Consider the following 23,518-nt stretch of genomic DNA (forward strand, 5'->3'; position numbering starts at 1 on the left):
GATCAGCCGCCGTGCCCCGCCGCGGGCCGGTGGCCGCTGGACGGTGAGGTCCTGGGCCGGTCCGGGCGGGGCGTCCGATGGCAGGCAGCATTCCGGCGGCGCTTCCCGATCCTTTCCCCGCGCGGTACCGCTGTCCGGGGGCGGCTTCCCGTCGGCTTCCCTCCAGCATCCCCCGGCATCACCGGGCCCTTCCGGAAACCTTCGGCGAGGCTGCGCAGTACCGCAAGATCAGTGCTCGGCTTATGATCCGAGGGGGCTGGTTCTGTCCGTGATCCGATGTTCGGCCGTGGCGACGTTCCATCGCGGCGAACTCTACGGGGAGAGGGGTAGGGGGGAACGATGCCTGCCGGCGCGCGGAGCGGGCTACGCTTCAACGTCCTTGGCCCGCTTGAGGGCTGGCAAGACGGCCACCGGCTCCGGCTCGGTGGGACGGTCCGGGAACGGGTGCTGGTCACCCTGCTGCTGGAGTCCGGCAAGGTGCTGCCGGTCGCCCGGCTGGTGGCCGCGGTCTGGTCCGAGGACCCGCCCGCCACCGCGTCCCACCAGGTGCGCAAGGCCGTCGCGGAGCTGCGCCGGAGCATGCCGGACGGCCTCCGGATCCTGGTGACCGACGGCCCCGGCTACCGGGCGGCGATCACTGACGCGCAGTTGGACCTGACCGAGTTCGGCACTCTGATCCGCACCGCCCGGCAGGCCGCCGGGGCGGGGCGGCCCGAGGCGGCCGTCGAAGCGTTGCGCGGCGCCCTCGCACTGTGGCGCGGCCCGATCCTCTCGGGCACGGGCGGCCCGGTGATCCAGGCCGCGGCCACCGTGCTGGAGGAGCGCCGGCTGGCCGCCGTCGAGCAGCTCTTCGAGCTGCGGTTGGGCCTGGGCGAGAGCGCCGAGCTGGTGGCCGACCTGCGCCAGCTCGTCCACCAACACCCGCTGCGCGAGACCCTGTGCGGCCAGCTGATGCTCGCGCTCTACCGCTCGGGCCGGCAGGCTGAGGCACTGGAGGAGTACGGCCGGGTCCGCAGGTTGCTGGTCGAGGAGCTCGGCGTCGATCCCGGCCCGGGCCTGGCCCGGATCCATCAGGGCATCCTGCGGGACGAACCCGCACCGCCCCGGCCGTCGGCTGACATACCGTCAGCTACATCCATTTCTGACCCTTCGTCAAGATTGCCTGCTACGGCCTCCGATCAGGTACTGGTGCCAGGAGCCGGGGCGCCCAGCACCCTGCCGTACGACCTCGCCGACTTCACCGGACGCGACCGCGAGCTCGCCGAACTGCTCGCCTGCGCACAGCGGGAGGGCGGGCAGCGGACCGTCATCGTGGCCATCGACGGCATGGGCGGCAGCGGCAAGACCTCGCTGGCGGTGCGGGCCGCGCACCGGCTGGCCGCCGCCTACCCGGACGGCCAGCTCCACATCGACCTGCGCGGCCACGCCCCCGGCGAACCGCCGGTCGGTGCCGGCACCGCGCTGCACACCCTGCTGCGGGCACTCGGCCTGCCCGCTGACCGCATCCCGGACGACGTGGCCGGCCGCACCGCGCTGTGGCGGGCCACCCTGGTCGGCCGGCGGCTGCTGCTCCTGCTCGACAACGCCGCCGACGCCGCCGCGGTGCGCCCACTGTTGCCCACCTCGCCCGGCTGCCTGGTCCTGGTCACCAGCCGGGCCCGCCTGGTGGACCTGGACTGCGCCCAGTGGATCTCGATCGACGTACTGGCGCCCGAGGAGAGCGCGAGCCTGGTCACGGAGATCCTCGGCGCGACCCGGATCGCCGGCGAGCCCGAGGCGGCCGCCGAACTGGCCCGCCTCTGCGGCCACCTCCCGCTCGCCCTGCGGATCGCCACCGCCCGGCTGCGCAACCGCCCGCGCTGGACCCTGCGTTACCTGGCCGACCGGCTGCGCGACGAAACCCGGCGGTTGGACGAACTCAGCTCCGGCGAACGCAGCGTGGCCGCGACGCTGCGCCTGTCCTACCAGATCCTGGACGAGCAGAGCCGCTCGGCGTTCCGGCTGCTCGCCCTGCACCCCGGCGGGGAGCTCGACGTCTACTCGGCCGCCGCGCTGCTGGGCAGCCGGGCACGGGCGGCCGAGTCGGTGCTGGAACTGCTCCTCGACGTGCATCTGCTCCAGCAGCCGGAGATCGGCCTCTACACCTTCCACGACCTGGTGCGCAGCTTCGCCCAGAGCCTGCGCGGCGGGCCGACCGAGGCGGCCGATGCCGCCGCGGTCGAGCGGCTGCTCGACTACTACCTGGCGGCCACCGAGGCGGCCTGCGAGCAACTGTTCCCCGGGCGGCGCCGAAGCCTGGCCGGGATGCCGCAGGCCACGGCCGAGTTACCGGCCCTCCCGGACGGCACCCGGGCCCAGGCCTGGTTCAGCCGGGAGCACACCGCGCTGCGCTCGGCCGTCGCGCTGGCCGAACGGCACGGCCACGACCGGCACGCCGTGTGCCTGGCCCGCAACGTGATGTTCCAGCTGCACGCGCGCGGCCAGCTGGACGAGTTCCAGGCGCTGGGCCGGATCTCGGTCGCCGCCGCGCGTCGGCTCGGTGACCTGGCCCTGCTCGGGGTGAGCCTGGCCAATCTCGGCGTCGGCTGCTGGAAGCTGGGCCACTTCGCGGAGGGCGTCAAGCTCGCACAGGAGGCCCGCGACGTCGCCGCCCGGCTCGGCGACCGGCAGACCGAGGCGCACAGCGAGAGCACCATGGGCCTGTACAAGAGCTTGCTGGGCCGCTTCCCCGAGGCACTCGCCCACCTGACCCGGGCGATCGCCCACCAACAGGAGTTGGGCTCGGTGCGCGACGAGGCGGAGAGCCTGACCCTGCTCAGTGCCCTGTACGAGCAGTGGGGCCGCTACGACGAGGCGGCCGAGGCGGCCCGGCGCGCGGTCGAGCTGGGCCGGCGACTGGGTCGGCACGAGAACGAACTGGCGGCGCTGACCGACCTGGCCGCGGCCCTGCTGGGCCTGGGTTCGTACGCCGAGGCCGAGCAGTACCTCGGCCAGGCACGGGAGTTGTGCGACGAGACCAAGGAGCCCGGCCAGGTCGCGCTGGCGCTGGTCCTGTCGGCCGACGCCGCGCAGCGGCTCGGGCAGCCCGATCAGGCCGCCGACCACCTGGCGCGGACGCTGGCGCTGGTGGAGTGGAGCTCCTCACCGCTGCGCAGGGCCAAGGTGGAGAACACGGCCGGCCGGCTGCTGCACCGCCGCGGCGAGCACGCCGCGGCGCTGGCCCTGCACACCCGGGCGCACCGGCGCGCCGCGGCGATCGCCTACCGCACCGAGGAGGCCTACGCGCTGGCCGGCCTGGCCCAGGCGGCCGAGGCCCTGGGGGATGCCGGCGCGGCAGGCCACCGCGCGGTGGCCGAACAGCTGTTCACGGTACTGGGAGTGCCGGCGGATCGTCGGCGCGACTGAGACGGCCGGGGCTGGGGCCGGGGCCGGGGTGGCCAGGGTGTCGGGGTCATCCCAGCGCGCCGGGAGTGGCGCCCGTCGGACCCTTGTCCTCGGCCAGCACCCGGTACCCGGTCGGCTGGTGCGGGTGCGCTGCCCCCGCGCCAGTGCCAGCGCCCGTTCCCAGGGCCAGGGTCAATGAAGCGATGACGATCCCGACCAGTCCGGCCAGCCTGCGTCCCATGATCACGTCCCTTGAGTGGTGTTCGGCTTGACGTCCCACGTGGAGTTCGAGCGGTGCCCGCTCCTGACTCCACCGATGGTGGCCGCCACACTTCCCGTACGGTTCCCGCCGTGGTACCGCCCGAGCACCCGCTACCCCGGCGGTGCGGCGGAGAGCCCCAGTCCGCCCGCCGTGATCCGCGGACCGCGCGCGGTGAGCACCACCTCGGTCCAGGCGAACCCTTCCTGATGGCCGGTCAGGTCGAGCAGTGCCCTGACCACCGAGCGCACCGCCGCGAGCTGCGCCTCGTCGTGATCGGCCGCGGGCCTGACCGCCACCATCCGGTGCATCCCGTTGCGGGTCATCGTCTCGACCCGCAGGACCGGCCCCACCAGCTCCTCGGATGCGCCGCACCCGCCCGTGTCACCGACCCCACCACTCCCACCGCCCCCACCGCCCCCGTCCCGGACCCGCTCGGCCCAGTCCTCCAAGACGGTCAGCTCCTGGAGCACGGCGCGCAGCTGGGCCGCACCGGGCGGGTCGGATGGACGTGTCACGGGAGCCTCCTACGGCAGGGAACCGGTCAGTCTGACGGTCCCACTGCCCGGTCCCGATTCCCTCCCCAACCGTTCCCACCGGCCCCGAACCCCCGCACGCCCTCCGCCAGGGCTTCACGGTCCGGAGCAGTCCAGTAGCACGCGCGGGACACCCACCCCGTGACCGCCGGGTGTTCCCCGGCGCCCGCGCGGCGCTCCGCTGCCTCGCACCCGGCGACCGCAGTCGACCTGTTCAACGCGGTCGGCGACAGCGGCTGGGAATTCCGCGACGAGGCGGACCAAGCAAAGCGCGAGTACCGCAAGTTGGTGCGGAGGCCCTGATCCCCGGGGGACTGAGCGTCGCGTACCCACGTCAGCCGCCGGCTTCGTTGATGCAGGTGGTGAGAACGCGGGGGCCCGGTCTGGGAAGGCTTCGACGTCACGGACGAACTGGTCTTCGATCCTGACGCCACCAGGCGATACCTGGCGTTACGGGGTCCGCGCTCCGCCCTCGACCGCGATCCGGGTGACCTCATCCGACAGACGGCCGCTGCCCAGCGAGCAGAGCGTCCGACCGTCGACGTGCTCCAGCCGAGTGCCTGTGGCGCGCCGGGTGGAGCCCTGGCCGCCCGCTACGGACGTGTAGGTGTACTCGACGAGGCGGACATCGCTCCAACGGTGGGCGGTGACCTCGCCGGACCGGGTGAGGATCATGCCTCCCTCGAAGAGGTGCAGCCGCGGGGTCCGGTCGGCACGCCTTCTCCGGAGGGCCAGCGCCAGAGGGACCAGTGACACGGCCGCGGCGAGGAAAATCGCCCCCAACGCAGTGACTGCGGGCCCGTACGGGCCCGCAGTCAGGCCGACGCCCGGAGCCAGCAGCACGATCGCCACCCCCAGGGCCAGGCAGCCAAGGCCGTCGCCGCCCAGGGCGCGGCTGCCGCGTGCGGGCCCGAAGCCGAGCCGGCCGGCGAGCTGCGCCACTTCGTGTGCGCCCGCCCGGCCGACTGTGGCCTTCTGATAGGGCACGTCCCCCACCTCGCCGACGCCCGAGCTTCCCGAATTCTCCGACCCCGTCATGCCTGCCCCCGCCCGCCACTCGTCCGATGCTGCCTTCCTACCCCATGTGTCGGCGGCGGTGCACGCGCGGCCGGCCCGGCCGCGCCCCGCCAGCCTGGGCACCGCCATCGGCGTCGCCGCCGTCACCATCGCCCACCTCGCCCCCCGGCACCACCGGCGCCCGCACCACAGCCCTCGCATCGCTGGCCGGCGCCGCCACGGCCCTGGCCACCAACCGGCGCTCCCGCCGCTGTCGCACCGCAACCTGACCGGTTCGAACAACGCAGCCAGGTCCGATGGTGCCAGTGGGGCCCGGTGATCGGCTCGGGCACTGGCCGTCCCGCCATCGCCGCGACCCACCGGGGACGAACGTCGATCCGGCGGCCCGTGCGGTGCTCAACAACATGGGCCGGCAGGGCCCGGGCCCACTGCGCGGGTTCAGGCCTGGTGATCGAAGTGCACCGTGACCGGCGCGTGGTCCGACCAGCGCTCGGCGTGGGAGGCGGCCCGCTCCACGTACGCCTTCGTGGCGCGGCGTGCGATGCCCTCCGTTGTGAGGATCATGTCGATCCGCCAGCCGGAGTCGTTGTCGAAGGCCCGGCCGCGGTACGACCACCAGCTGTAGGGGCCGTCCTGGTCGGGGTGGTGGCGGCGGACCACGTCGACGTAGCCGGCCTCGTCGATGACGCGGGTGAGCCAGGCGCGTTCCTCGGGGAGGAAACCGGAGGCCTTCTGGTTCGCCTTCCAGTTCTTCAGGTCGGCCTGCTGGTGGGCGATGTTCCAGTCGCCGCAGACCAGCACCTCGCGGCCCTCGGCGGCCGCGCGGGTGCGCAACTCGCCGAGGTAGAGCAGGAATTCGGCCATGAAGCGTTCCTTCTCGGTCTGCCGCTCGGTGCCCACCTCGCCCGAGGGGAGGTAGAGGCTGGCGATGGTCAGGCCGGGCAGGTCGATCTCCGCGTAGCGGCCGGAGCCATCGAACTCCGTTGAGCCGAAGCCGATTCGAGTGCGCTGCGGGGCGGTACGGGAGAGTACGGCCACGCCGGCGCGGCCCTTGGCGGCGGCCGGCGCCCAGACGGTGTGCCAACCCTCGGCGTCCCGCACCTCGGGCGGCAGCTGTGCGATCTCCGCGCGCACCTCCTGCAGGCAGACCACGTCCGCCGAGGTCGCCGCGAGCCACTCGACGAAGCCCTTCTTCGCCGCGGCCCGGATCCCGTTCACATTCGCAGTCGTCACCACAGTCACCCGCGCAGCCTACCTCCCGGATTCGGCCGGCCGGTCATCGTGAAGGCCCGATGAATGTCTGCCGCGCGGCCGCCGAAGCCTCGGCATTGGTCTTGACCATCTCCTCGCGAACAACCTAGGGTCCTTTACTGCAAAGACCTTTAATAAAGAAGGACGGATAAAGCACCGGCCTGTCACCAGGAGGAACTTGCCCCGCAGCAGGTGCCTCGGCGGCCGGAGCCAGCCGGACCTTCGGGATGCCGGACGCGGCCGTACCACAGGGACCCGGGCCGGCCAGGGTGGAGGACACGGTGGGGACAGCTCAGCTGGCGGCGGTACCGGAGCCGAAGTACTGGTACCTGCGCACGGTGCTGCTGCGCGCCATCACCTCGGAATTCGGCACCGGCGAGGTGATCCCGAACGAGCGTGAGTTGGCCGCCCGGTTCGGCGTGGCCCGGGCCACCCTGCGGCAGGCCCTCGACCAGCTGGAGCTGGAGGGCCGACTGGTCCGCCGCCGCGGCATCGGCACCCTGGTCGCCGCCCCCCGGGTCGGTGTGCCGGTCAGCCGCCGTGACGAGGGCTGGCCCGGCGGCAACCGGGAGCAGGTTTGGCAGACCGTGGGCTGCGCCGTTGCCCCGGCCGGCGAGCAGTTGGCCGGGGCGCTTGGTGTGCCGGTCGGCGAGACCGTGCACACCGTGCGCCGGATCCGGACGGTCCAGGGCCAGATCGTGGCCACCGAGGCACTGCACGTTCCGGAGTCCGCGCTGCCCGCCCTCCCCGAGATCCGCCTCTCCGGCACGGCGGACGGCACGGCGGCTGACGGCGGAACCGAGGGCGAGGAGCAGGGGCGCGCGGTGCTGCGGCGCCTGGAGCGGCTGGCGGTGGACGGCGAGTCCCGCGCGGTCGAACTCGGTGTGGCCGAGGCCGACGAGGCCGTGCTGCTGCAGCGGCCCCCGGGCACCCCGGTGCTGGTGGTCACCACGCAGTACGCCGCCGCCGGCCGGCTGGCCGCCCTGGCGGTCTCCACCTACCGTGCCGACACCTGCCGCCTCACGTTCGGCGAGACCGGTCTGGTCGAGGTCACCCCAGTCCAGGCGACGGTCCGCAGCGCCAGCTGACGGCATGTCAGAGCAGTAGGGGCGGCGCGATCGGCTCCCCGTCCGCCCGTGGCGTGCGTGGGCGGCCGCTGACGGTGTGTCAACTCCGTGTGGAAACCGGCTGGTCCACGGCGAACAGCTGCTCCTCCACCTGGTCCAGGGCCAGCCGCAGCGCGCCCAGCGCCACCACGTCCTCGCCCAGCGCGGAGAGCGCCACCTCGGGCGCCCGCAGGCAGTAGCGCGCGAGTCGTTCGCGCAGCGGCTCCAGCACGTCGTCCAGGCCGGCCGCCCAGCCGCCGATCACCACCAACTGCGGATCGATCGCCAGCACCAGCGCCGCGACATCGTGCACCAGTCGGCGCAGGAACCGGTCCATCGCCACCCGGGCCACCTCGTCGCCCTCGCGGGCCAGCGTGAGCACCCGGGCCACCGCCGCCTCGTCCAGCGGGTCCAGCGGTTCGCCGGTGGTGGAGAGCAGGCGCTCCGGGGTGGCCTGCTGGCCCAGTAGGTGCAGCGCGCCGATCTCGCCCGCCGCGCCGCCGAAACCGCGGTGCAGCCGGCCGTTGATCAGTGAGCCGGCGCCGGGGCTCAGCCCGGCCAGCACGAACACCACATCGCCCATGCCGACCGCCGCGCCCCGCCAGTGCTCGGCGATCGCGGCCAGGTTGGCGTCGTTCTCGATCAGCACCGGGCAGCGGAACGAGCGGCGCAACCTGGCACCCAGGTCCAGGCCGGTCCAGCCGGGCATCGCGGTGCCGAGCCGGACCGCGCCGTCCCGGTCGATGATCCCCGGCGTGCCCACGCCGACCGCCCAGAGGCTGTCCCGGGAGACCCCGGCCTTGCGCAGCAGCTCGGCCACCGCGCCGCGCGCCGCGCCGAGCCGTTCCTCGGCGTCCGCGGTCTCGGCGACCGCGCGGGCGTGGCTGCCGATCTGCGCACCGGCCAGGTCGGCCAGCACCACGCGGATCGTGCGCGCGCCGATCTCGATGCCGAGACTGTGCCCGGCCTCGGCCCGGAACCGGAACCAGCGGGCCGGTCGTCCCCGCTGGCGGCCGACGTCCTGGCTCTGCTCGACCTCGGCGACCAGACCGGACTCCATCAGCCCCTCGATCACGCCCTCGACGGTCGGCCGGGACAGGCCGGTGTCGCCGACCAGTCGGGTGAGGGTGACGGCCTGCCCGTCGCGCAGCGCCCGCAGGGTGACCGCGGCGTTGATCCGCCGCAGCAGCGAGGAGTCTCCTCCGACGAGTCGATCCGCCAAGTCGCTGCCTTTCCGCATGCGCGCGGCGTCCCTGGCGCGCGGTGACGAGAGTGCGCGGTGCCATCGGTGCACCGCGAGCGGACGCTTCGCCGGTGCCGCGCGCGAGGTGCCGCATCTCGGTGGGCGTCAGCCGGATCCTAGCCCTCGCCCCGCCGAGCCCGCGAGAATTCGCGCAGCTCATGGCCCGTTCGAGACCGAAAGTTGACCAAACGTCCGGTGGTTGGCGGTGGTCTGTTGGCGGGCTCACGGCGCATGCGTGGGGCTGACCCGGTCGGTGGAAACGGCACGGCGTCCCGGGGCCTTATGCTGCGGCGCATGCCGAACGACATCCCCGTGCTCGAACCGAGCGGAACCCTGGCGCCGGACGCGGCCGCCTTCCTGTCGCAGCGGACCAGCCTCGCCCCCGTTCCCTTCGTGCCCGAGATCAGCCTCCACATGGCGGACGACGTCATCGCGCTCTGGGAGGCGCTGGAGCAGGCCCGCGGTGAGATCGGCCTGCCGCCGCCGTTCTGGGCGTTCCCGTGGGCCGGTGGCGTGGCGGTGGCCCGGTACGTGCTGGACCATCCGGAGCTGGTGGCCGGGCGACGGGTGCTCGACCTGGCGGCGGGCTCGGGGCTGGTCGCCATCGCGGCCGCGCTCGGCGGCGCGGCGGCGGTGCGGGCCGTGGACATCGACCCCTACGCCGTGGTGGCGATGGAGGTCAACGCCGGGGCGAACCGGGTCGAGATCGAGCCGGTGGCCGAGGACATCCTGGACGGCGACGGCGGGACGGCTCAGGTGGTCCTGGCGGGCGACGTGTTCTACGAGCGGGCCATGGCCGCGCGCTTCCTGCCCTTCCTGGAGCGGGCGCAGGCCCGGGGGGCGCAGGTGATCGTCGGCGACCCGGGCCGGGCGTACCTGCCGCGTGAGCGGTTCACCAGCCTGGCGAGCTACCGGGTGCCGGTGGTGGCCGACTTGGAGGACGCCGAGCACAAGGCCACCACCGTGTGGCGGCTCGACTCGGCGTGCCCGTCGGGCGACTGAGCCGGGCGCAAGCCCGGGCCTGCCGGTGGGCCCAGGCCGGGGGCCTGTGGGTCCGCCCGGGCCGAGAGCCCGCGGGTGGACCCAGGCCCAGAGCCTGCGGGTCGACCAGGCCCAGGCCCAGGCCCAGGGGCCCGGCGGACGGCCCGAGCCGGTGGCCGGCTGCGGACCCGGCCGGGAGGACAGCGGCGGGACGGCCGCCGGGAAGGCCCGGACGAACGGTCAGGCTGGACGTCCAGGCCGTGCGCTCAGCCGGGCGGTCAGGCCGGGAAGGCCCGGGCGAACGCCGCCGCGTCCCAGTGGCCGCCCAGCGCGGGCGCCAGCGCCGCGGCCGCGCGGTCGGCGAAGCCCTCGGCGGTCGCGACGGCTCCGGCGGGCAGCGCCCCCAGCAGCGGTGCGCCGGCGTCCTTGGGCAGGTCGGCGAGGTTGCACCGCATCGCGAGGTCGGGCTCGGCCGGCCAGCTGCCGATCACGATGCCGGGGGTGCGCAGGCCGCGGGCTCGCAGCGCTTCGGCGTTGAGGCCGGTGCTGTTGAGGCTGCCCAGGCCCGCGGTCACCACGGTGAGCACCTCGCCACCGGCGGCCTGCGCCATGTCCGCCAGGGTCAGCCCGTCCTCGTTGTACCGGACCAGCAAACCGCCCGCCCCTTCGACCAGCACGAGGTCGTGGCTGACCGTCAACTCCTTGATTTCCGCAGTCACCTGATCCAAAGTCAGAGTCGGCAGCCCGGAGCGCCGGGCAGCGGTGTCGGGAGCCAGCGGCTCCGGGTAGCGTGCCAACTCGCGCAACGTCACCGTGGATCCGGCCAGCCGTGCCACCTCCGCGCAGTCGCCGGCCTCGCCCGGCGCCATGCCGGTCTGGCCGGGCTTGAGCACCGCCACCGAGCGGCCGGCCCGCACCGCGAGGGCCGCGATCGCGGCCGTCACGGCGGTCTTGCCGACCTCGGTGCCGACGCCGCTGACGAAGAGCAACTGCCCCGGGCCGTTCACTGCGTTCATCGTGCTCATCCCTTCAGCGCCGCCGCCGCGACGCCCGCGCCGATCCGGGCCAGGTCCTCGTCGTCGGTCACGTACGGCGGCATGGTGTAGACCAGGTCGCGGAACGGGCGCAGCCACACCCCTTCGCGGGCCGCCGCCTCGGTGGCGGCCACCACGTCGACGGGGTGGTCCAGCTGCACCACGCCGATCGCGCCGAGCACCCGGACGTCCGCGACCCCGGGAGCCCCGGCCAGCGGGTCAAGCGCGGCCCGCAGCCCGGTCTCGATCCGGCTGACCTCGGTCCGCCAGTCCTGTTCGAGCAGCAGCCCGATCGAGGCGTTGGCGACCGCGGCGGCCAGCGGGTTGCCCATGAAGGTCGGCCCGTGCGCCAGCACCGGCACCGAGCCCCGGCTGATCCCGTCCGCCACCTCGGCGGTGCACAGCGTGGCCGCCATGGTCAGGTAGCCGCCGGTGAGCGCCTTGCCCAGGCACATCACATCGGGTGACACCTGCGCATGGTCGGCCGCGAACAGCGCCCCTGACCGGCCGAAGCCGGTGGCGATCTCGTCGAAGACCAGCAGCACGCCGTGCCGGTCGCAGAGCTCGCGCAGCAGCCGCAGGTAGCCGGGGGAGTGGAACCGCATCCCGCCCGCGCCCTGCACCACGGGTTCCACGATCACCGCCGCCAGTTCGTCGGCGTTGCGCTCGATGACGTCGGAAAGCTCGGCGGCGTAGGCCGGGTCGACCTCGGCCTCGAAGCCGGCCGGTGGCTCGCCGACGAACAGCTGACGGGGCAGCACCCCGCCCCACAGCTGGTGCATGCCGCCGACCGGGTCGCAGACCGACATCGGGTGGAAGGTGTCGCCGTGGTAGCCGCCGCGCCAGGTGAGCAGACGCTGCTTGGCGGGACGGCCCACCGACTGCCAGTACTGCAGGCACATCTTCATCGCGACCTCGACCGCGACCGAGCCGGAGTCGGCCAGGAAGACGTGCTGGAGCGGATCGGGCGTCAACTCCACCAGCTTGGCGGCCAGCCGCACGGCGGGCTCATGGGTGAGGCCGCCGAACATCACATGGCTCATCCGGCCCAGCTGGTCCTGGACCGCCTGGTTCAGCACCGGGTGGTTGTAGCCGTGCAGGGCCGCCCACCAGGACGACATCCCGTCGATCAATTCGCGGTTGCCGCCCAGTGGTTCGGCCAGCCGCAGGCGCACGCCGGCGGCCGACTCGACCAGGTGGGAGGGCACCGTGCCGGGCATCGGCCCGTACGGGTGCCAGACGTGCGCCCGGTCGAGCGCGACCAGTTCCGAGACGTTGGTCGGTTCGGACATCAGGCGTTCGGGGCCAGCTCGGTGCCGGCGCCCCGGCGGCGGACCCGGACCAGGTCCTCACGCAGGTCGTCGGCGTCGGGCGAGGCCTGCGCGGTGGCCTGCGCGGGCTCACCGCACGGGCCGCAAGCGCCACCCGCGTGCCCACCGCAGCCGTCCGCCGGGGCCGCCCCGGAGGTGTCGGCGGGGGACCCGCAGCCGCCGGAGGTACCGCAGCCGCCGGCGAACTGCTCGGCGTACTCCGAGCGGTGCCGCGGCATGGTCGCCTCGCCCTGGCCCTCGACCTCGAAGCCGGCGTCCTTGATCATGTCCAGGTCCGCCTGGCCAGCCTGGCCCTCGCTGGTCAGGTAGTCGCCCAGGAAGATCGAGTTGGCGATGTGCAGGCCCAGCGGCTGCAGGCTGCGCAGGTGCACCTCGCGGCCGCCGGCGATCCGCACCTCGGTGTCCGGGTGGACGAACCGGACCATCGCCAGGATCCGCAGGCAGTGCTGCGGGGTGAGGTTCCACTCCTTGGCCAGGGGGGTGCCCTCGAACGGGATCAGGAAGTTCACCGGCACCGAGTCGGAACCGAGCTCGCGCAGCGCGAACACCACGTCCACCAGGTCCTCGGCGGTCTCGCCCATGCCGGCGATCAGGCCGGAGCAGGCCGACAGGCCGGCGCCGTGCGCCTTCTGCACGGTGTCCACCCGGTCCGCGTAGGTGTGGGTGGTGGTGATGTCGCCGTAGGTGGCCTCGGAGGTGTTCAGGTTGTGGTTGTAGGCGTCGACGCCGGCGGCGGCCAGCCGCTCGGCCTGGTTGTCGGAGAGCAGGCCGAGGCAGGCGCAGATCTCCACGCCCGGGTCGGCGTCCTTGATCGCCGCGATGGTGTCGGTGACGCGGTCGATGTCACGGTCCGTGGGCCCGCGCCCGCTGGCCACCAGGCAGACCCGCTTGGCGCCGCCGGCCACGCCCGCGGTCGCCGCCTGAGCGGCCTCCTCGGGCTTCAGCCAGGTGTACTTGAGGATCTCGGCCTTGGACCCGAGCCGCTGGGAGCAGTAGTTGCAGTCCTCGGGGCAGAGTCCGCTCTTCAGGTTGACCAGGTAGTTGAGTTTGACCCGGCGGCCGAACCACTTGCGGCGAACCTTGCCGGCGGCGGCGACGACGTCCAGCAGGTCGTCGTCCGCGGTGGCCAGCACCGCGAGGGCCTCCTCCCGTGTGGGGAGTTCGCGGTTGAGGCCTTTGGCAACGAGGGTGTCGAGCAGATCCATGCGCTGATCCTGCCTGGCCGACGGCGCGCGGCGCCATAGCGAACCGACCAGAAGATCGCCCTGACGGTGTGCGAGTTGTCACATAGCGAATTTGAGGGATGGTTCGCTCACGAGCCCTTGGCCGGTCGGTCTGCCGCCAGCCCTGTGACCTGCGCCTCGATCGTGTTGCATACAATCACCCCATGACCACGCAGGGGGATCAGAGCTCCATATCCGACCGCGCACCCGCCACCCCGGGCGCCGTCAGGAACGGTGCGCGCGGTGGGTCCAAGCGGCGTGTCGTCGCGTGGTGCGGCGCGATCGCCGTGCTGGGCGCCGGCGGCTGGGTGGTCTCCCGTCCGCATCCGGGCGACTTGCTGCCCGGGCTCGGCAGCACCAGCCAGGACGTCTCGGTGGTGGTGGGCAGTCCGGCGCCGACCTCGGCGACCGACCCCAACCCGTTCGACGTCAACCGGTACTTCCCGCAGGGCAAGCCGGTCGAGGTCAACACCTACAAGGGCAAGCGGTCCGGAGCCCGGCAGAGCGGCGACTGCGCCGAGATCCTCGAGGACGCGGCGAAGAAGCTGCTCAAGGACGCCGGCTGCCAGGGTTACATGGCCGTCAGCATCAGCCGGTCGGACGGCAAGGTGCTCACCAGCGTCACCGTGCTGCGGTTCGCCAACGACGGCGCCGCCGCCAAGGCCGCCGAACTGCTCACCGGGCAGGGCGCCGTGGCGCGCTTCGTACTGCCGGACGCCACCGTCGCGGCCACCCCGAGCCCGGCCCCCGGCGCCGCCGCCAAGGGCGACCCGGCACCGAAGGTGCAGGCGGTGCGGCACTACGTCACGTTGACCAGCTCGCGGTTCGCCGACGGCCACACCCCGGCAACCCCGCAGGACAACCAGGACCTGGACGAGGCCACCCGGGTCTGCTCCTACACCGCCGGGACGGCCTTCGTCTGGTCGTGAAGCCGGGCGCTTCGCCCGGCTCCCGAGTTCGTGCGGCGGCACGGCGGAGCGGTCCTGAAGTCCCCCGGGACGACCGTCAGTTGACGGCCGACCAGGGGGACTCGTCCGTCAGAACCCGCCGAGCCGGTCCACTGCCATCACCCGCAGCACGGCCCGGCCCTCGGCGTCCGAGCCGAAGAGGTCGACCTCGGCGCTGATGCCCCAGTCGTGGTCGCCGGCCGGATCGTCGAAGATCTGCCGGACCCGCCACAGACCGGCGTCGTCGTCCTCCTCGATCAGGAGCATCTTCGGGCCGCGGGCGTCCGGACCGGTGCCCAGGTCGTCGTGCTCCTCGTAGTAGGCGTCCATCGCGTCCGCCCAGCGGTCCGCGTCCCAGCCGTCCTCGCCGTCCAACTCGCCCAGCTCGTCGTAGTGTTCGAGGGCGGCCAGCTCGACCCGGCGGAACATCTCGTTGCGCACCAGGACGCGGAAGGCCCGGGCGTTGGCCGTGACCGGCTGCGGCTTGGCCTCCAACTCGGTCTCTTCCTCGGCGGGTTCGGTGGGGTTGGCGAGCTGCTCCCACTCGTCCAGCAGGCTGGAGTCGACCTGGCGGACCAGCTCGCCCAGCCAGGCGATCACGTCCTTGAGCGCCTCGGTCTTCAGCTCCTCCGGCACCGTCTGCTCCAACGCCTTGTAGGCACCGGCCAGGTAGCGCAGCACGATGCCCTCGGTGCGGGCCAGGTCGTAGTGGCCGACGTAGTCGGTGAAGGTCATGGCGCGCTCGTAGAGGTCGCGCACCACCGACTTGGGCTGCAACTGGTGGTCGCCGATCCACGGGTGGGCGCGCCGGTAGACCTCGTAGGCGTGCTCCAGCAGCTCCTCCAGCGGCTTGGGCCAGGTGATCTCCTGGAGCCGCTCCATCCGCTCCTCGTACTCGATGCCATCGGCCTTCATCTGGCCGATCGCCTCGCCGCGCGCCTTGTTCTGCTGGGCGGCCAGGATCTGGCGCGGGTCGTCGAGGGTCGCCTCGACCACCGAGACCACGTCCAACGCATAGCCGGGGGACTCCTGGTCGAGCAGCTCGAAGGCGGCCAGCGCGAAGGTGGAGAGCGGCTGGTTGAGCGCGAAGTTCTCCTGCAGGTCGACGGTGAGCCGGACGATCCGGCCCTCCGCGTCCGGCTCGGGCAGCCGCTCCACCACCCCGCCGGCCAGCAGGGAGCGGTAGATGGCGATCGCCGAGCGGATGTGACGGCGCTGGGCCGCGCGGTCCTCGTGGTTGTCGGTGAGCAGCTTGCGCATCGCCTCGAAGGCGTTGCCGGGCCGACCGATCACCGCGAGCAGCATCGCGTGGGTGACCTTGAACCGGGAGACCAGCGGCTCCGGTTCGGCGGCGATCAGCCGCTCGAAGGTCTCCTCGGTCCAGCCGACGAAGCCCTCCGGCGCCTTCTTGCGCACCACCTTGCGCTTCTTCTTGGGATCGTCACCGGCCTTGGCGAGCGCCTTCTCGTTCTCCACCACGTGCTCGGGCGCCTGGGCGACCACCTGGCCCACGGTGTCGAAGCCGGCTCGCCCGGCGCGGCCGGCGATCTGGTGGAACTCCCGGGCCCGCAGCACCCGCACCCGCACCCCGTCGTACTTGGAGAGGGCGGTGAACAGCACGGTGCGGATCGGCACGTTGACCCCCACGCCGAGCGTGTCGGTGCCGCAGATCACCTTCAACAAGCCTGCCTGGGCGAGGCGTTCGACCAGGCGGCGGTACTTGGGCAGCATGCCCGCGTGGTGCACGCCGATGCCGTGCCGGACGTAACGGGAGAGGTTGCGGCCGAACTTGGTGGTGAACCGGAAGTTGCCGATCAGGTCGGCGATGGCGTCCTTCTCCGCCTTGGAGCACATGTTGATGCTCATCAGCGACTGGGCGCGCTCCACCGCCTCCTTCTGCGTGAAGTGCACCACGTAGACCGGGGCCTGATTGGTCTTCAGGAGCTCTTCCAGGGTGTCGTGCAGGGTGGTGCGGCGGTACTCGTAGAACAGCGGCACCGGGCGGGTGGCGGAGCGGACCACGGTGGTGGCGCGGCCGGTGCGCCGGGTCAGGTCGGCCTCGAACCGGCGCACGTCGCCCAGCGTCGCCGACATCAGCAGGAACTGCGCCTGCGGCAGCTCCAGCAGCGGGATCTGCCAGGCCCAGCCGCGGTCCGGCTCGGCGTAGAAGTGGAACTCGTCCATCACGACCTGGCCGATGTCGGCCCGCTCGCCGTCCCGCAGCGCGATGTTGGCCAGCACCTCGGCGGTGCAGCAGATGATCGGCGCGGTCGGGTTGACGCTGGCGTCGCCGGTCATCATGCCGACCTGCTCGGTGCCGAAGATCTTGCAGAGGTCGAAGAACTTCTCCGAGACCAGGGCCTTGATCGGCGCGGTGTAGAAGGTGCGCTTGCCCTCGGCCAGCGCGGCGAAGTGCGCGCCCGCGGCGACCAGCGACTTGCCCGAGCCGGTCGGCGTCGCGAGGATCACGTTGGCGCCGGTGAACAGCTCGATCAGCGCCTCCTCCTGAGCCGGATAGAGGGTGATGCCCCGCTCCTCGGCCCATCCGGCGAAGGTGGTGTACAGCGCGTCTGGGTCGGCGGGCCTGGGCATCAGATCAAGGAGGGTCACCGGCCCACCCTACCGTTCGCCCACCACGGGCCCGGAGTGTGCCCGGGAGCACGTTGCCCGCGGGCCGCCGGGCGTGCCAGGGTGCGGACCATGATCGAGCCGACCACCACCGCCCGCCCGCAGGCCCCGGCCGCCGTCTTCGACTGGCTGGACCAGGCGGCCGAACTGCGAGCCCGCGCCGGCCTCACCCGCGTCCTGCGCAGCCGCCCGGCCGACGACCCGGTGCTGGACCTGGCCTCCAACGACTACCTCGGTCTCACCCACCACCCGGCGGTGACCGAGGCCGCCGCCGCTGCGGCACGGCGCTGGGGCGGCGGCGCCACCGGCTCCCGGCTGGTCACCGGCACCACCGCACTGCACACCGAGCTGGAGGTCGAGCTGGCCGACTTCTGCGGCGTGGAGGCGGCCCTGGTGTTCTCCTCCGGCTATGCGGCCAACCTGGCCGCGCTGACCGCGCTCACCGATCCGGACACGCTGATCGTCTCGGACGCCTACAACCACGCCTCGCTGATCGACGGGTGCCGGCTGGCCCGGGCCCAGGTGCACCGGGCGCCGCACGCCGACCCCGCCGCCGTGACCGAGGCGCTGGCCGGGCGGGTCGAGCCGCGGGCGCTGGTGGTCAGCGACACCGTCTTCTCGGTGGACGGGAACGCGGCGCCGCTGGCCGGGCTGTCGGCGGCGGCCCGCAGCGGGGGAGCGGCGCTGCTGGTGGACGACGCGCACGGGCTGGGCGTGCTCGGTCCCGGCGGGCGCGGCGCGCTCTGCGGCGCGGGGCTGGCGGGCGAGCCGGACACCGTCGCCACCGCCACCCTCTCCAAGTCGCTGGGCGCCCAGGGCGGGGTGGTGCTGGGCCCGCGGCGGGTGATCGGGCACCTGGTGGAGAGCGCCCGCACCTTCATCTTCGACACCGGGCTGGCGCCGGCCTCGGTGGGCGCGGCACTGGGGGCGCTGCGCCTGCTGCGGTCCGAGCCGGAGCGGGCCGCCCGGGCCCGTGAGGTGGCCGTCCTGCTGTCCGAACGGCTCACGGCGGCCGGGCTGCGGGCCAGCACCCCGGACGCGGCGGTGGTCTCGGTGCGCGCACCCGGCCCCGAGCAGGCGGTCGCCTGGGCCGCCGACTGCCGCGCGGCCGGGCTGGCGGTGGGCTGTTTCCGTCCGCCGTCCGTGCCGGACGGCTACTCCCGGCTGCGGCTGACCGCCCGCGCGGACCTGACGGACGCCCAGATCTCGGATGCGGTGACCACGCTGGTCCGCACGGCGCCTCGGGGCTGACGCATCACAGGGGCCGGGTCCGGCGCGGCCCGGACGGTCATCGGCGGGCCGCGCCCGGCCCGGCGCCATTGCCGTCGGCGCCGCCGACGCGCAGTACTGCGCCGCGCTGTCAGCCGCTACTGTCTGGGTTCACCAACGTTAACCACCCTGGAGGACCCTCATGACCCGGTTCGTCACCCTGGAGGTCACCGACGGTGTCGGCACCATCCGGCTGGACCGCCCCAAGATGAACGCACTGGACATCGCGATGCAGGACCAGCTGCGCGAGGTCGCCGGCGAGGCAGCCGCCCGCGCTGACGTCCGCGCCGTGGTGATCTACGGAGGCGAGCGGGTCTTCGCCGCCGGCGCCGACATCAAGGAGATGCAGGCCATGTCGTACACCGACATGGTGGCCCGCGGTGGCGCGCTCCAGGACGCCTTCACCGCGGTGGCCCGGATCCCGAAGCCGGTGGTCGCGGCCATCACCGGCTACGCCCTGGGCGGCGGCTGCGAGCTGGCGCTGTGCGCCGACATCCGGATCGCCGGGGACAACGCCAAGTTGGGCCAGCCGGAGATCCTGCTCGGCCTGATCCCCGGCGCCGGCGGCACCCAGCGCCTGCCCCGCCTGGTCGGCCCGAGCAAGGCCAAGGAGCTGATCTTCACCGGCCGCATGGTGGACGCCGAGGAGGCGCTGCGGATCGGCCTGGTCGACCAGGTGGTCCCGGCCGAGGAGGTCTACAAGGCGGCGCTGGACTGGGCCGGCAAGCTGGCCGCCGGCCCGGCCTGGGCGCTGCGCGCCGCCAAGGAGTCGATCGACCGCGGCCTGGAGAGCGACCTGGACACCGGCCTCGCCATCGAGAAGGCGCACTTCGCGGGCCTGTTCGCCACCGAGGACCGGACCACCGGCATGCGCAGCTTCGTCGAGGACGGCCCGGGCAAGGCCAAGTTCGCCTGAGGGCCGAGCCCGAGCGCCCGAACTCGCCTTCCACGCCAGGCCTTTGGCGCGCCCGGCCGGTGACGCGCTTCGCCTTGACACCCACCGGCCGGTGACGAGCTTCGCCTTGGCACCCACCGGACGGTGACGCGCTTGGCGGCTGTCGGCCGACGGCCGGCCCGCCAAGCGCGCGTCAGGATCCGCCCGCCGTGAGCAGCACCTCGGCGCCCACCGGCTGGTACCCCGCCGCCTGGAACGCCCGGACGCTCTTCGCGTTGCCCGGTGCCTGCTGCGCCCACACCACGTCGCCCGCCGGCACCAGGTGCCGCGCACTCACCGCCAGCGCCCGCCCGATCCCGCGCCCCTGCGCAGCCGGGTCCACCTCGATGGCCGCCTCCCACCTCCCGGCCACCCCGCGCCCGAGCACCAGCAGCCCACTGCCCGGCGCCTCCCAGGCCCGCACTCCATCGCGGAACCGCAGCGCCCGAACCACCCGGGGGTGCTCCCGGTCCGCGATCTCCACCAGCGGCAACGGGGGCTCGCCGGGCAGTCGCCGAGCCACGGTCAGCAGGTCCGTGTTGCCGATCCGCCGTCCGGTCCGCTCCGCGAGCGCCACCAGGAAGTGCGGCGACAGCGGCGCGGCCAGCCGGTCGTCCGACGCACCCTCGATGGCCTTGCGGACCCATGCCGGGTCCTCGTCGGTGAACACCACGGCGTGCGCGCACAGCGCCAGCACGCCGGTCTCCCGTTCGCCGGGCTGCGGCACCACGGTGATGCCGCCGTCGGAGGGTGGGAACTCGCCGCGTGCGGCGGCATCCAGGATCAGGGCCAGGGTCCGTTCGGTCATGATCGGCACCCTATGGGCCCGTCCCGGTGGGCTGTCGGCGAGCCCGGTGCGTCGCCCCCCTTCCGGTGCGCTGCCGGCGTGCCCGGCGCGCTCCCCTGCGCCCGGTGGTCGTCAGGGACCGGCCCCCGCGAACGCGGCCGGCGCCTCCACCCGCCCATCAGGCGGACGGAGGCGCCGGGCGGCGTCTCACCGTGTCAACGGCTCATCACATGGTGAAACGGCTCATCACATGTTGAACAGGTGCTCGAACATCGAGCCCATGCCGAAGGAGCCGAGGTTGGCGTCGCGGCCGGCGTTGATGATGTCGTTGCCGGCGACCTGGTTGCGGTCACCGACGATGACGGTGCCCGCGTTGCCGCCGCGGTCACGGTCACGGTCGCGGTCACGGTCACGGTCGCGGTCGCCCCGGCCGAAGTCCTCGGTGCGCCCGTTCTCGTCCTCCTGGCCCTCCTGGCCGTGGTGGTGGCCGTGGTGACCGTGGTGGCCGTGGTGGCGGCCGTGGTGCCGGTCGCACTTGTCCTCGTCCCGGCTGTGCTCGCGCTCGCGCTCGTGCTCGTGCCGGCCGCACCGGTCACGGTCCCGGTCCCGGTCACGGTCCCGGTCGCGGTCCCGGTCGCGGTCCCGGCCTCGGCCCTCGTCGAGGAAACCGTCGAAGGTGCCGAGGTTGACGTCGCAGCCCGCGTTGATGATGTCGTGGCCGGCGACCTGGTTGTCGTCACCGACGATCACGGTGCCGTGGTTGCCGCCGGAGAACGACTGGGCTGAGGCGACGGTAGGCACGGAGGCGATGCCTGCGGCGGCGGCCAGAACCAGTGCCCACTTGATCCGCTGGTGCATGAGTGTTTTCTCCAATCTGGTGGGGGAAACGTGACTCCAGTAGGGCATCGGGCCAGCGCGGTGCGCATGCGGAGCGATCGGGATCTTCCGCCAGTCGGCGGTGCTCGGGGCAGGGCGTGGAATGCCGGCGAACCAAGCACGGAGCGTGCTCCAGGGGCGACTCGCCGTAGTCGTCAAATGTCGCCCGTGCGGGTGAGGACCGGTATGGCGCCATGGTCGGCCGGAGCCGCTCGGGCACCATCGTGAAGCCGAGCTGTGGCGGCCGTTAAGAATTCCTCGATGGACCGCACCCCCTCCCACCAGGCAGATTGCTGTCGGGCCCGGCGCGGAATGGCGCCGCGACCGGGCCCCTGACCCTCTCCCGTTCCGCCGCCCAGTCAGGAGCCGCAGCTGTGAAGGCACTCGTCAAGAAGCACGCCGAGCCCGGACTGTGGCTGACCGAGGTCCCCGAGCCGACGATCGGCCCCGATGAGGTGCTGATCAAGGTGCTGCGGACCGGCATCTGCGGGACCGACCTGCACATCCGCAAGTGGGACGGCTGGGCGCAGCAGACCATCAGAACGCCGATGACGATCGGCCACGAGTTCGTCGGTGAGGTCGTCCGGACCGGCTCGGCGGTCGCCGAGGTCACCGTGGGCGACCTGGTCAGCGGCGAGGGTCACCTGGTCTGCGGCAAGTGCCGCAACTGCTTGGCCGGCCGCCGCCACCTGTGCCGCAACACCGTCGGTCTGGGCGTCAACCGGGACGGTGCGTTCGCCGAGTACGTCTCGCTGCCGGCCTCCAACGTCTGGGTGCACCGGGTGCCGGTCGACCTGGACGTGGCCGCGATCTTCGACCCGTTCGGCAACGCCGTGCACACCGCGCTCTCCTTCCCGCTGGTCGGCGAGGACGTGCTGGTCACCGGCGCCGGCCCGATCGGCATCATGGCGGCGGCGGTCGCCAAGCACGCCGGTGCCCGGCACGTCATGATCACCGACGTCAGCCAGTACCGCCTGGACCTGGCCCGCAAGGTCGGCGTCTCGCTGGCCCTGGACGTCTCCGAGCACTCCATCGAAGAGGGCCAGCAGAAGCTCGGCCTGCGCGAGGGGTTCGACGTCGGCCTGGAGATGTCCGGCCGCCCCGAGGCGCTGCGCTCGATGATCGACAACCTCACGCACGGCGGCAAGATCGCGATGCTCGGCCTGCCTGCCGAGGAGTTCGCGATCGATTGGGCCAAGGTGGTCACCTCGATGATCACCATCAAGGGCATCTACGGCCGCGAGATGTTCGAGACCTGGTACGCGATGTCGGTGCTGCTGGAGGGCGGCCTCGACCTGTCCCCGGTGATCACCGGCCGCTACCCGGCCGGGGAGTTCGAGGCCGCGTTCGACGAGGCGGCCGGTGGCCACTGCGGCAAGATCATCCTCGACTGGTCGAACGTCTGACCCGCCTGCCCCGACTGCTGCCCCAACTGCCGCTCCAGGTACCGCTTTAGGAGAGCTGTGTTCAACTCTGTGCGCGACGACATCCAGGTCACCCTCGACGAGATCACCGAGGCCGGACTGTTCAAGCCCGAGCGCGTGATCGGCACCCCGCAGAGCGCCGAGGTCACCGTCACCTCCGGCGGCCGCCCCGGCGAGGTGCTGAACTTCTGCGCCAACAACTACCTGGGCCTGGCCGACCACCCGGACGTGATCGCGGCCGCCAAGGAGGCGTTGGACCGCTGGGGCTACGGCATGGCGTCGGTCCGCTTCATCTGCGGCACCCAGGACGTGCACAAGGAGCTGGAGCGGCGGCTGTCGGCCTTCCTCGGCCAGGAGGACACCATCCTCTACTCGTCCTGCTTCGACGCCAACGGCGGTGTCTTCGAGACCCTGCTGGACGAGCGCGACGCGGTGATCTCCGACGCGCTCAACCACGCCAGCATCATCGACGGCATCCGGCTCAGCAAGGCCAAGCGCAAGCGCTACGCCAACCGCGACCTGGCGGAGCTGGAACAGTGCCTCAAGGAGACCCAGGACGCCCGCCGCCGCCTGATCGTCACCGACGGTGTCTTCTCGATGGACGGCTACCTGGCGCCGCTGGCCGAGATCTGCGACCTGGCCGACCGCTACGACGCGATGGTCATGGTGGACGACTCGCACGCCGTCGGCTTCGTCGGCCCGAACGGCCGCGGCACCCCGGAGCTGCACGGGGTGATGGACCGGGTCGACATCATCACCGGCACCCTCGGCAAGGCGCTCGGCGGGGCCTCCGGCGGCTACGTCGCCGCCCGCCGGGAGATCGTCGCGCTGCTGCGCCAGCGGTCCCGCCCGTACCTGTTCTCCAACTCGCTGGCTCCGGTCATCGCCGCCGCCTCGCTCAAGGTCCTCGACCTGCTGGAGACCTCGCACGAGCTGCGCGAGCGCCTGGCCGCCAACACCGAGCTGTTCCGCACCAGGATGACGGAGGCCGGCTTCGAGATCCTGCCCGGTGAGCACCCGATCGCCCCGGTGATGATCGGTGACGCGGCCAAGGCCGGCCGGCTGGCCGAGCTGCTGCTGGAGCGCGGCGTCTACGTGATCGGGTTCTCCTACCCGGTGGTCCCGCACGGCCAGGCCCGGATCCGGGTGCAGCTCTCGGCCGCGCACTCCACCGAGGACGTCGAGCGGGCCGTCGCGGCCTTCGTCGACGCCCGGGCCGCCCTGGAGGCGTGAGGCCTCAGCAGCTGTTGGTCTCCGTCCCGCAGCCGCGGTGGCGGGCTGCGCCTGG

19 protein-coding genes are annotated in these 23,518 nt (G+C 73.0%); 8 read left to right on the top strand and 11 right to left on the bottom strand.

The window, feature by feature from the left end; all coding sequences use genetic code 11:
* Positions 1 to 339 precede the first annotated feature (339 nt).
* Entirely contained in the window at positions 340 to 3,405 is a 3,066-nt protein-coding gene (locus tag LN042_RS13625) for an AfsR/SARP family transcriptional regulator (protein ID WP_230051437.1), read from the top strand.
* A 46-nt stretch (positions 3,406 to 3,451) separates the two neighbouring features.
* Here the strand turns inward: LN042_RS13625 and LN042_RS13630 are convergent, their stop codons facing one another.
* The 4 genes from LN042_RS13630 to LN042_RS13645 form a co-directional block, all read right to left on the bottom strand.
* Positions 3,452 to 3,625, bottom strand: coding sequence for a hypothetical protein (locus tag LN042_RS13630; protein ID WP_230051438.1), 174 nt, complete (start codon positions 3,623 to 3,625; stop codon positions 3,452 to 3,454).
* A 131-nt stretch (positions 3,626 to 3,756) separates the two neighbouring features.
* The gene (locus LN042_RS13635) at positions 3,757 to 4,161 is read right to left on the bottom strand and encodes a hypothetical protein (protein ID WP_230051439.1); all 405 of its coding nucleotides are present in this window, start codon (positions 4,159 to 4,161) and stop codon (positions 3,757 to 3,759) included.
* A gap of 468 nt (positions 4,162 to 4,629) precedes the next feature.
* Entirely contained in the window at positions 4,630 to 5,166 is a 537-nt protein-coding gene (locus tag LN042_RS13640; protein WP_230051440.1) for a hypothetical protein, read from the bottom strand.
* A gap of 468 nt (positions 5,167 to 5,634) precedes the next feature.
* Complete coding sequence (locus LN042_RS13645; RefSeq protein WP_230051441.1) at positions 5,635 to 6,438, bottom strand: exodeoxyribonuclease III; 804 nt, start codon at positions 6,436 to 6,438, stop codon at positions 5,635 to 5,637.
* A gap of 290 nt (positions 6,439 to 6,728) precedes the next feature.
* Here LN042_RS13645 and LN042_RS13650 point away from each other — a divergent pair, with 290 nt between their 5' ends.
* A complete protein-coding gene (locus LN042_RS13650) occupies positions 6,729 to 7,535 on the top strand; it encodes a GntR family transcriptional regulator (protein WP_230051442.1) in 807 nt (268 codons plus the stop codon).
* A 79-nt stretch (positions 7,536 to 7,614) separates the two neighbouring features.
* Here the strand turns inward: LN042_RS13650 and LN042_RS13655 are convergent, their stop codons facing one another.
* Positions 7,615 to 8,793 carry an ROK family protein gene (locus tag LN042_RS13655; protein WP_230051443.1) on the bottom strand — a complete coding sequence of 393 codons (1,179 nt, stop codon included), beginning with the start codon at positions 8,791 to 8,793 and terminating at the stop codon, positions 7,615 to 7,617.
* Between the two features lie 297 nt (positions 8,794 to 9,090).
* Here LN042_RS13655 and LN042_RS13660 point away from each other — a divergent pair, with 297 nt between their 5' ends.
* On the top strand, positions 9,091 to 9,798 hold the full coding sequence (locus tag LN042_RS13660; RefSeq protein WP_230051444.1) for a class I SAM-dependent methyltransferase: 708 nt from the start codon (positions 9,091 to 9,093) through the stop codon (positions 9,796 to 9,798).
* Between the two features lie 257 nt (positions 9,799 to 10,055).
* Here the strand turns inward: LN042_RS13660 and bioD are convergent, their stop codons facing one another.
* The 3 genes from bioD to bioB are packed head-to-tail and all read right to left on the bottom strand — an operon-like array spanning position 10,056 to position 13,347.
* Positions 10,056 to 10,793: a dethiobiotin synthase gene (gene bioD, locus LN042_RS13665; RefSeq protein WP_230051445.1), complete on the bottom strand. Its 738-nt coding sequence runs from the start codon at positions 10,791 to 10,793 to the stop codon at positions 10,056 to 10,058.
* A gap of 5 nt (positions 10,794 to 10,798) precedes the next feature.
* Complete coding sequence (locus LN042_RS13670) at positions 10,799 to 12,103, bottom strand: adenosylmethionine--8-amino-7-oxononanoate transaminase (protein WP_230051446.1); 1,305 nt, start codon at positions 12,101 to 12,103, stop codon at positions 10,799 to 10,801.
* Positions 12,103 to 13,347 (bottom strand): biotin synthase BioB, encoded by a 1,245-nt coding sequence (gene bioB, locus LN042_RS13675; protein WP_230051447.1) that lies wholly within the window; start codon positions 13,345 to 13,347, stop codon positions 12,103 to 12,105. The genes LN042_RS13670 and bioB overlap by 1 nt, the downstream gene beginning before the upstream one ends.
* Before the next feature lie 182 nt (positions 13,348 to 13,529).
* Here bioB and LN042_RS13680 point away from each other — a divergent pair, with 182 nt between their 5' ends.
* On the top strand, positions 13,530 to 14,294 hold the full coding sequence (locus LN042_RS13680) for a hypothetical protein (RefSeq protein ID WP_230051448.1): 765 nt from the start codon (positions 13,530 to 13,532) through the stop codon (positions 14,292 to 14,294).
* Between the two features lie 108 nt (positions 14,295 to 14,402).
* Here the strand turns inward: LN042_RS13680 and LN042_RS13685 are convergent, their stop codons facing one another.
* Positions 14,403 to 16,904, bottom strand: coding sequence for a DEAD/DEAH box helicase (locus tag LN042_RS13685; RefSeq protein WP_249801016.1), 2,502 nt, complete (start codon positions 16,902 to 16,904; stop codon positions 14,403 to 14,405).
* Positions 16,905 to 17,012: 108 nt separating this feature from the next.
* Between LN042_RS13685 and LN042_RS13690 the strand changes: the two genes are divergently transcribed.
* The gene (locus LN042_RS13690; RefSeq protein ID WP_230051450.1) at positions 17,013 to 18,191 is read left to right on the top strand and encodes an 8-amino-7-oxononanoate synthase; all 1,179 of its coding nucleotides are present in this window, start codon (positions 17,013 to 17,015) and stop codon (positions 18,189 to 18,191) included.
* Between the two features lie 160 nt (positions 18,192 to 18,351).
* A complete protein-coding gene (locus tag LN042_RS13695; RefSeq protein WP_230051451.1) occupies positions 18,352 to 19,125 on the top strand; it encodes an enoyl-CoA hydratase/isomerase family protein in 774 nt (257 codons plus the stop codon).
* A gap of 172 nt (positions 19,126 to 19,297) precedes the next feature.
* On the opposite strand, the gene LN042_RS13700 is transcribed toward LN042_RS13695, so the two are convergent.
* Positions 19,298 to 19,951, bottom strand: a complete 654-nt coding sequence (locus LN042_RS13700) for a GNAT family N-acetyltransferase (RefSeq protein ID WP_230051452.1) — start codon at positions 19,949 to 19,951, stop codon at positions 19,298 to 19,300.
* A 225-nt stretch (positions 19,952 to 20,176) separates the two neighbouring features.
* Positions 20,177 to 20,788, bottom strand: a complete 612-nt coding sequence (locus LN042_RS13705; RefSeq protein WP_230051453.1) for a hypothetical protein — start codon at positions 20,786 to 20,788, stop codon at positions 20,177 to 20,179.
* Positions 20,789 to 21,180: 392 nt separating this feature from the next.
* On the opposite strand from LN042_RS13705, the gene tdh reads away from it, so the two are divergent.
* Together tdh and LN042_RS13715 are read left to right on the top strand one after the other, a co-directional pair.
* A complete protein-coding gene (gene tdh, locus LN042_RS13710; RefSeq protein ID WP_230051454.1) occupies positions 21,181 to 22,212 on the top strand; it encodes an L-threonine 3-dehydrogenase in 1,032 nt (343 codons plus the stop codon).
* Positions 22,213 to 22,269: 57 nt separating this feature from the next.
* Positions 22,270 to 23,463, top strand: coding sequence for a glycine C-acetyltransferase (locus tag LN042_RS13715; RefSeq protein ID WP_230051455.1), 1,194 nt, complete (start codon positions 22,270 to 22,272; stop codon positions 23,461 to 23,463).
* The last annotated feature ends 55 nt before the right edge of the window (positions 23,464 to 23,518 follow it).

Source organism: Kitasatospora humi, assembly GCF_020907985.1.
Taxonomy (GTDB): Bacteria; Actinomycetota; Actinomycetes; order Streptomycetales; family Streptomycetaceae; genus Kitasatospora; species Kitasatospora humi.

Bases quoted from the DNA above. Each gene is read 5' to 3' on its own strand.
- LN042_RS13625 (WP_230051437.1), top strand. From the start codon at position 340: ATGCCTGCCGGCGCGCGGAGCGGGCTACGCTTCAACGTCCTTGGCCCG.
- LN042_RS13630 (WP_230051438.1), bottom strand. From the start codon at position 3,625: ATGGGACGCAGGCTGGCCGGACTGGTCGGGATCGTCATCGCTTCATTG.
- LN042_RS13655 (WP_230051443.1), bottom strand. From the start codon at position 8,793: ATGCGGAAAGGCAGCGACTTGGCGGATCGACTCGTCGGAGGAGACTCC.
- LN042_RS13660 (WP_230051444.1), top strand. From the start codon at position 9,091: ATGCCGAACGACATCCCCGTGCTCGAACCGAGCGGAACCCTGGCGCCG.
- bioD (WP_230051445.1), bottom strand. From the start codon at position 10,793: ATGAACGCAGTGAACGGCCCGGGGCAGTTGCTCTTCGTCAGCGGCGTC.
- LN042_RS13670 (WP_230051446.1), bottom strand. From the start codon at position 12,103: ATGTCCGAACCGACCAACGTCTCGGAACTGGTCGCGCTCGACCGGGCG.
- bioB (WP_230051447.1), bottom strand. From the start codon at position 13,347: ATGGATCTGCTCGACACCCTCGTTGCCAAAGGCCTCAACCGCGAACTC.
- LN042_RS13680 (WP_230051448.1), top strand. From the start codon at position 13,530: ATGACCACGCAGGGGGATCAGAGCTCCATATCCGACCGCGCACCCGCC.
- LN042_RS13685 (WP_249801016.1), bottom strand. From the start codon at position 16,904: ATGCCCAGGCCCGCCGACCCAGACGCGCTGTACACCACCTTCGCCGGA.
- LN042_RS13690 (WP_230051450.1), top strand. From the start codon at position 17,013: ATGATCGAGCCGACCACCACCGCCCGCCCGCAGGCCCCGGCCGCCGTC.
- LN042_RS13695 (WP_230051451.1), top strand. From the start codon at position 18,352: ATGACCCGGTTCGTCACCCTGGAGGTCACCGACGGTGTCGGCACCATC.
- LN042_RS13700 (WP_230051452.1), bottom strand. From the start codon at position 19,951: ATGACCGAACGGACCCTGGCCCTGATCCTGGATGCCGCCGCACGCGGC.
- LN042_RS13705 (WP_230051453.1), bottom strand. From the start codon at position 20,788: ATGCACCAGCGGATCAAGTGGGCACTGGTTCTGGCCGCCGCCGCAGGC.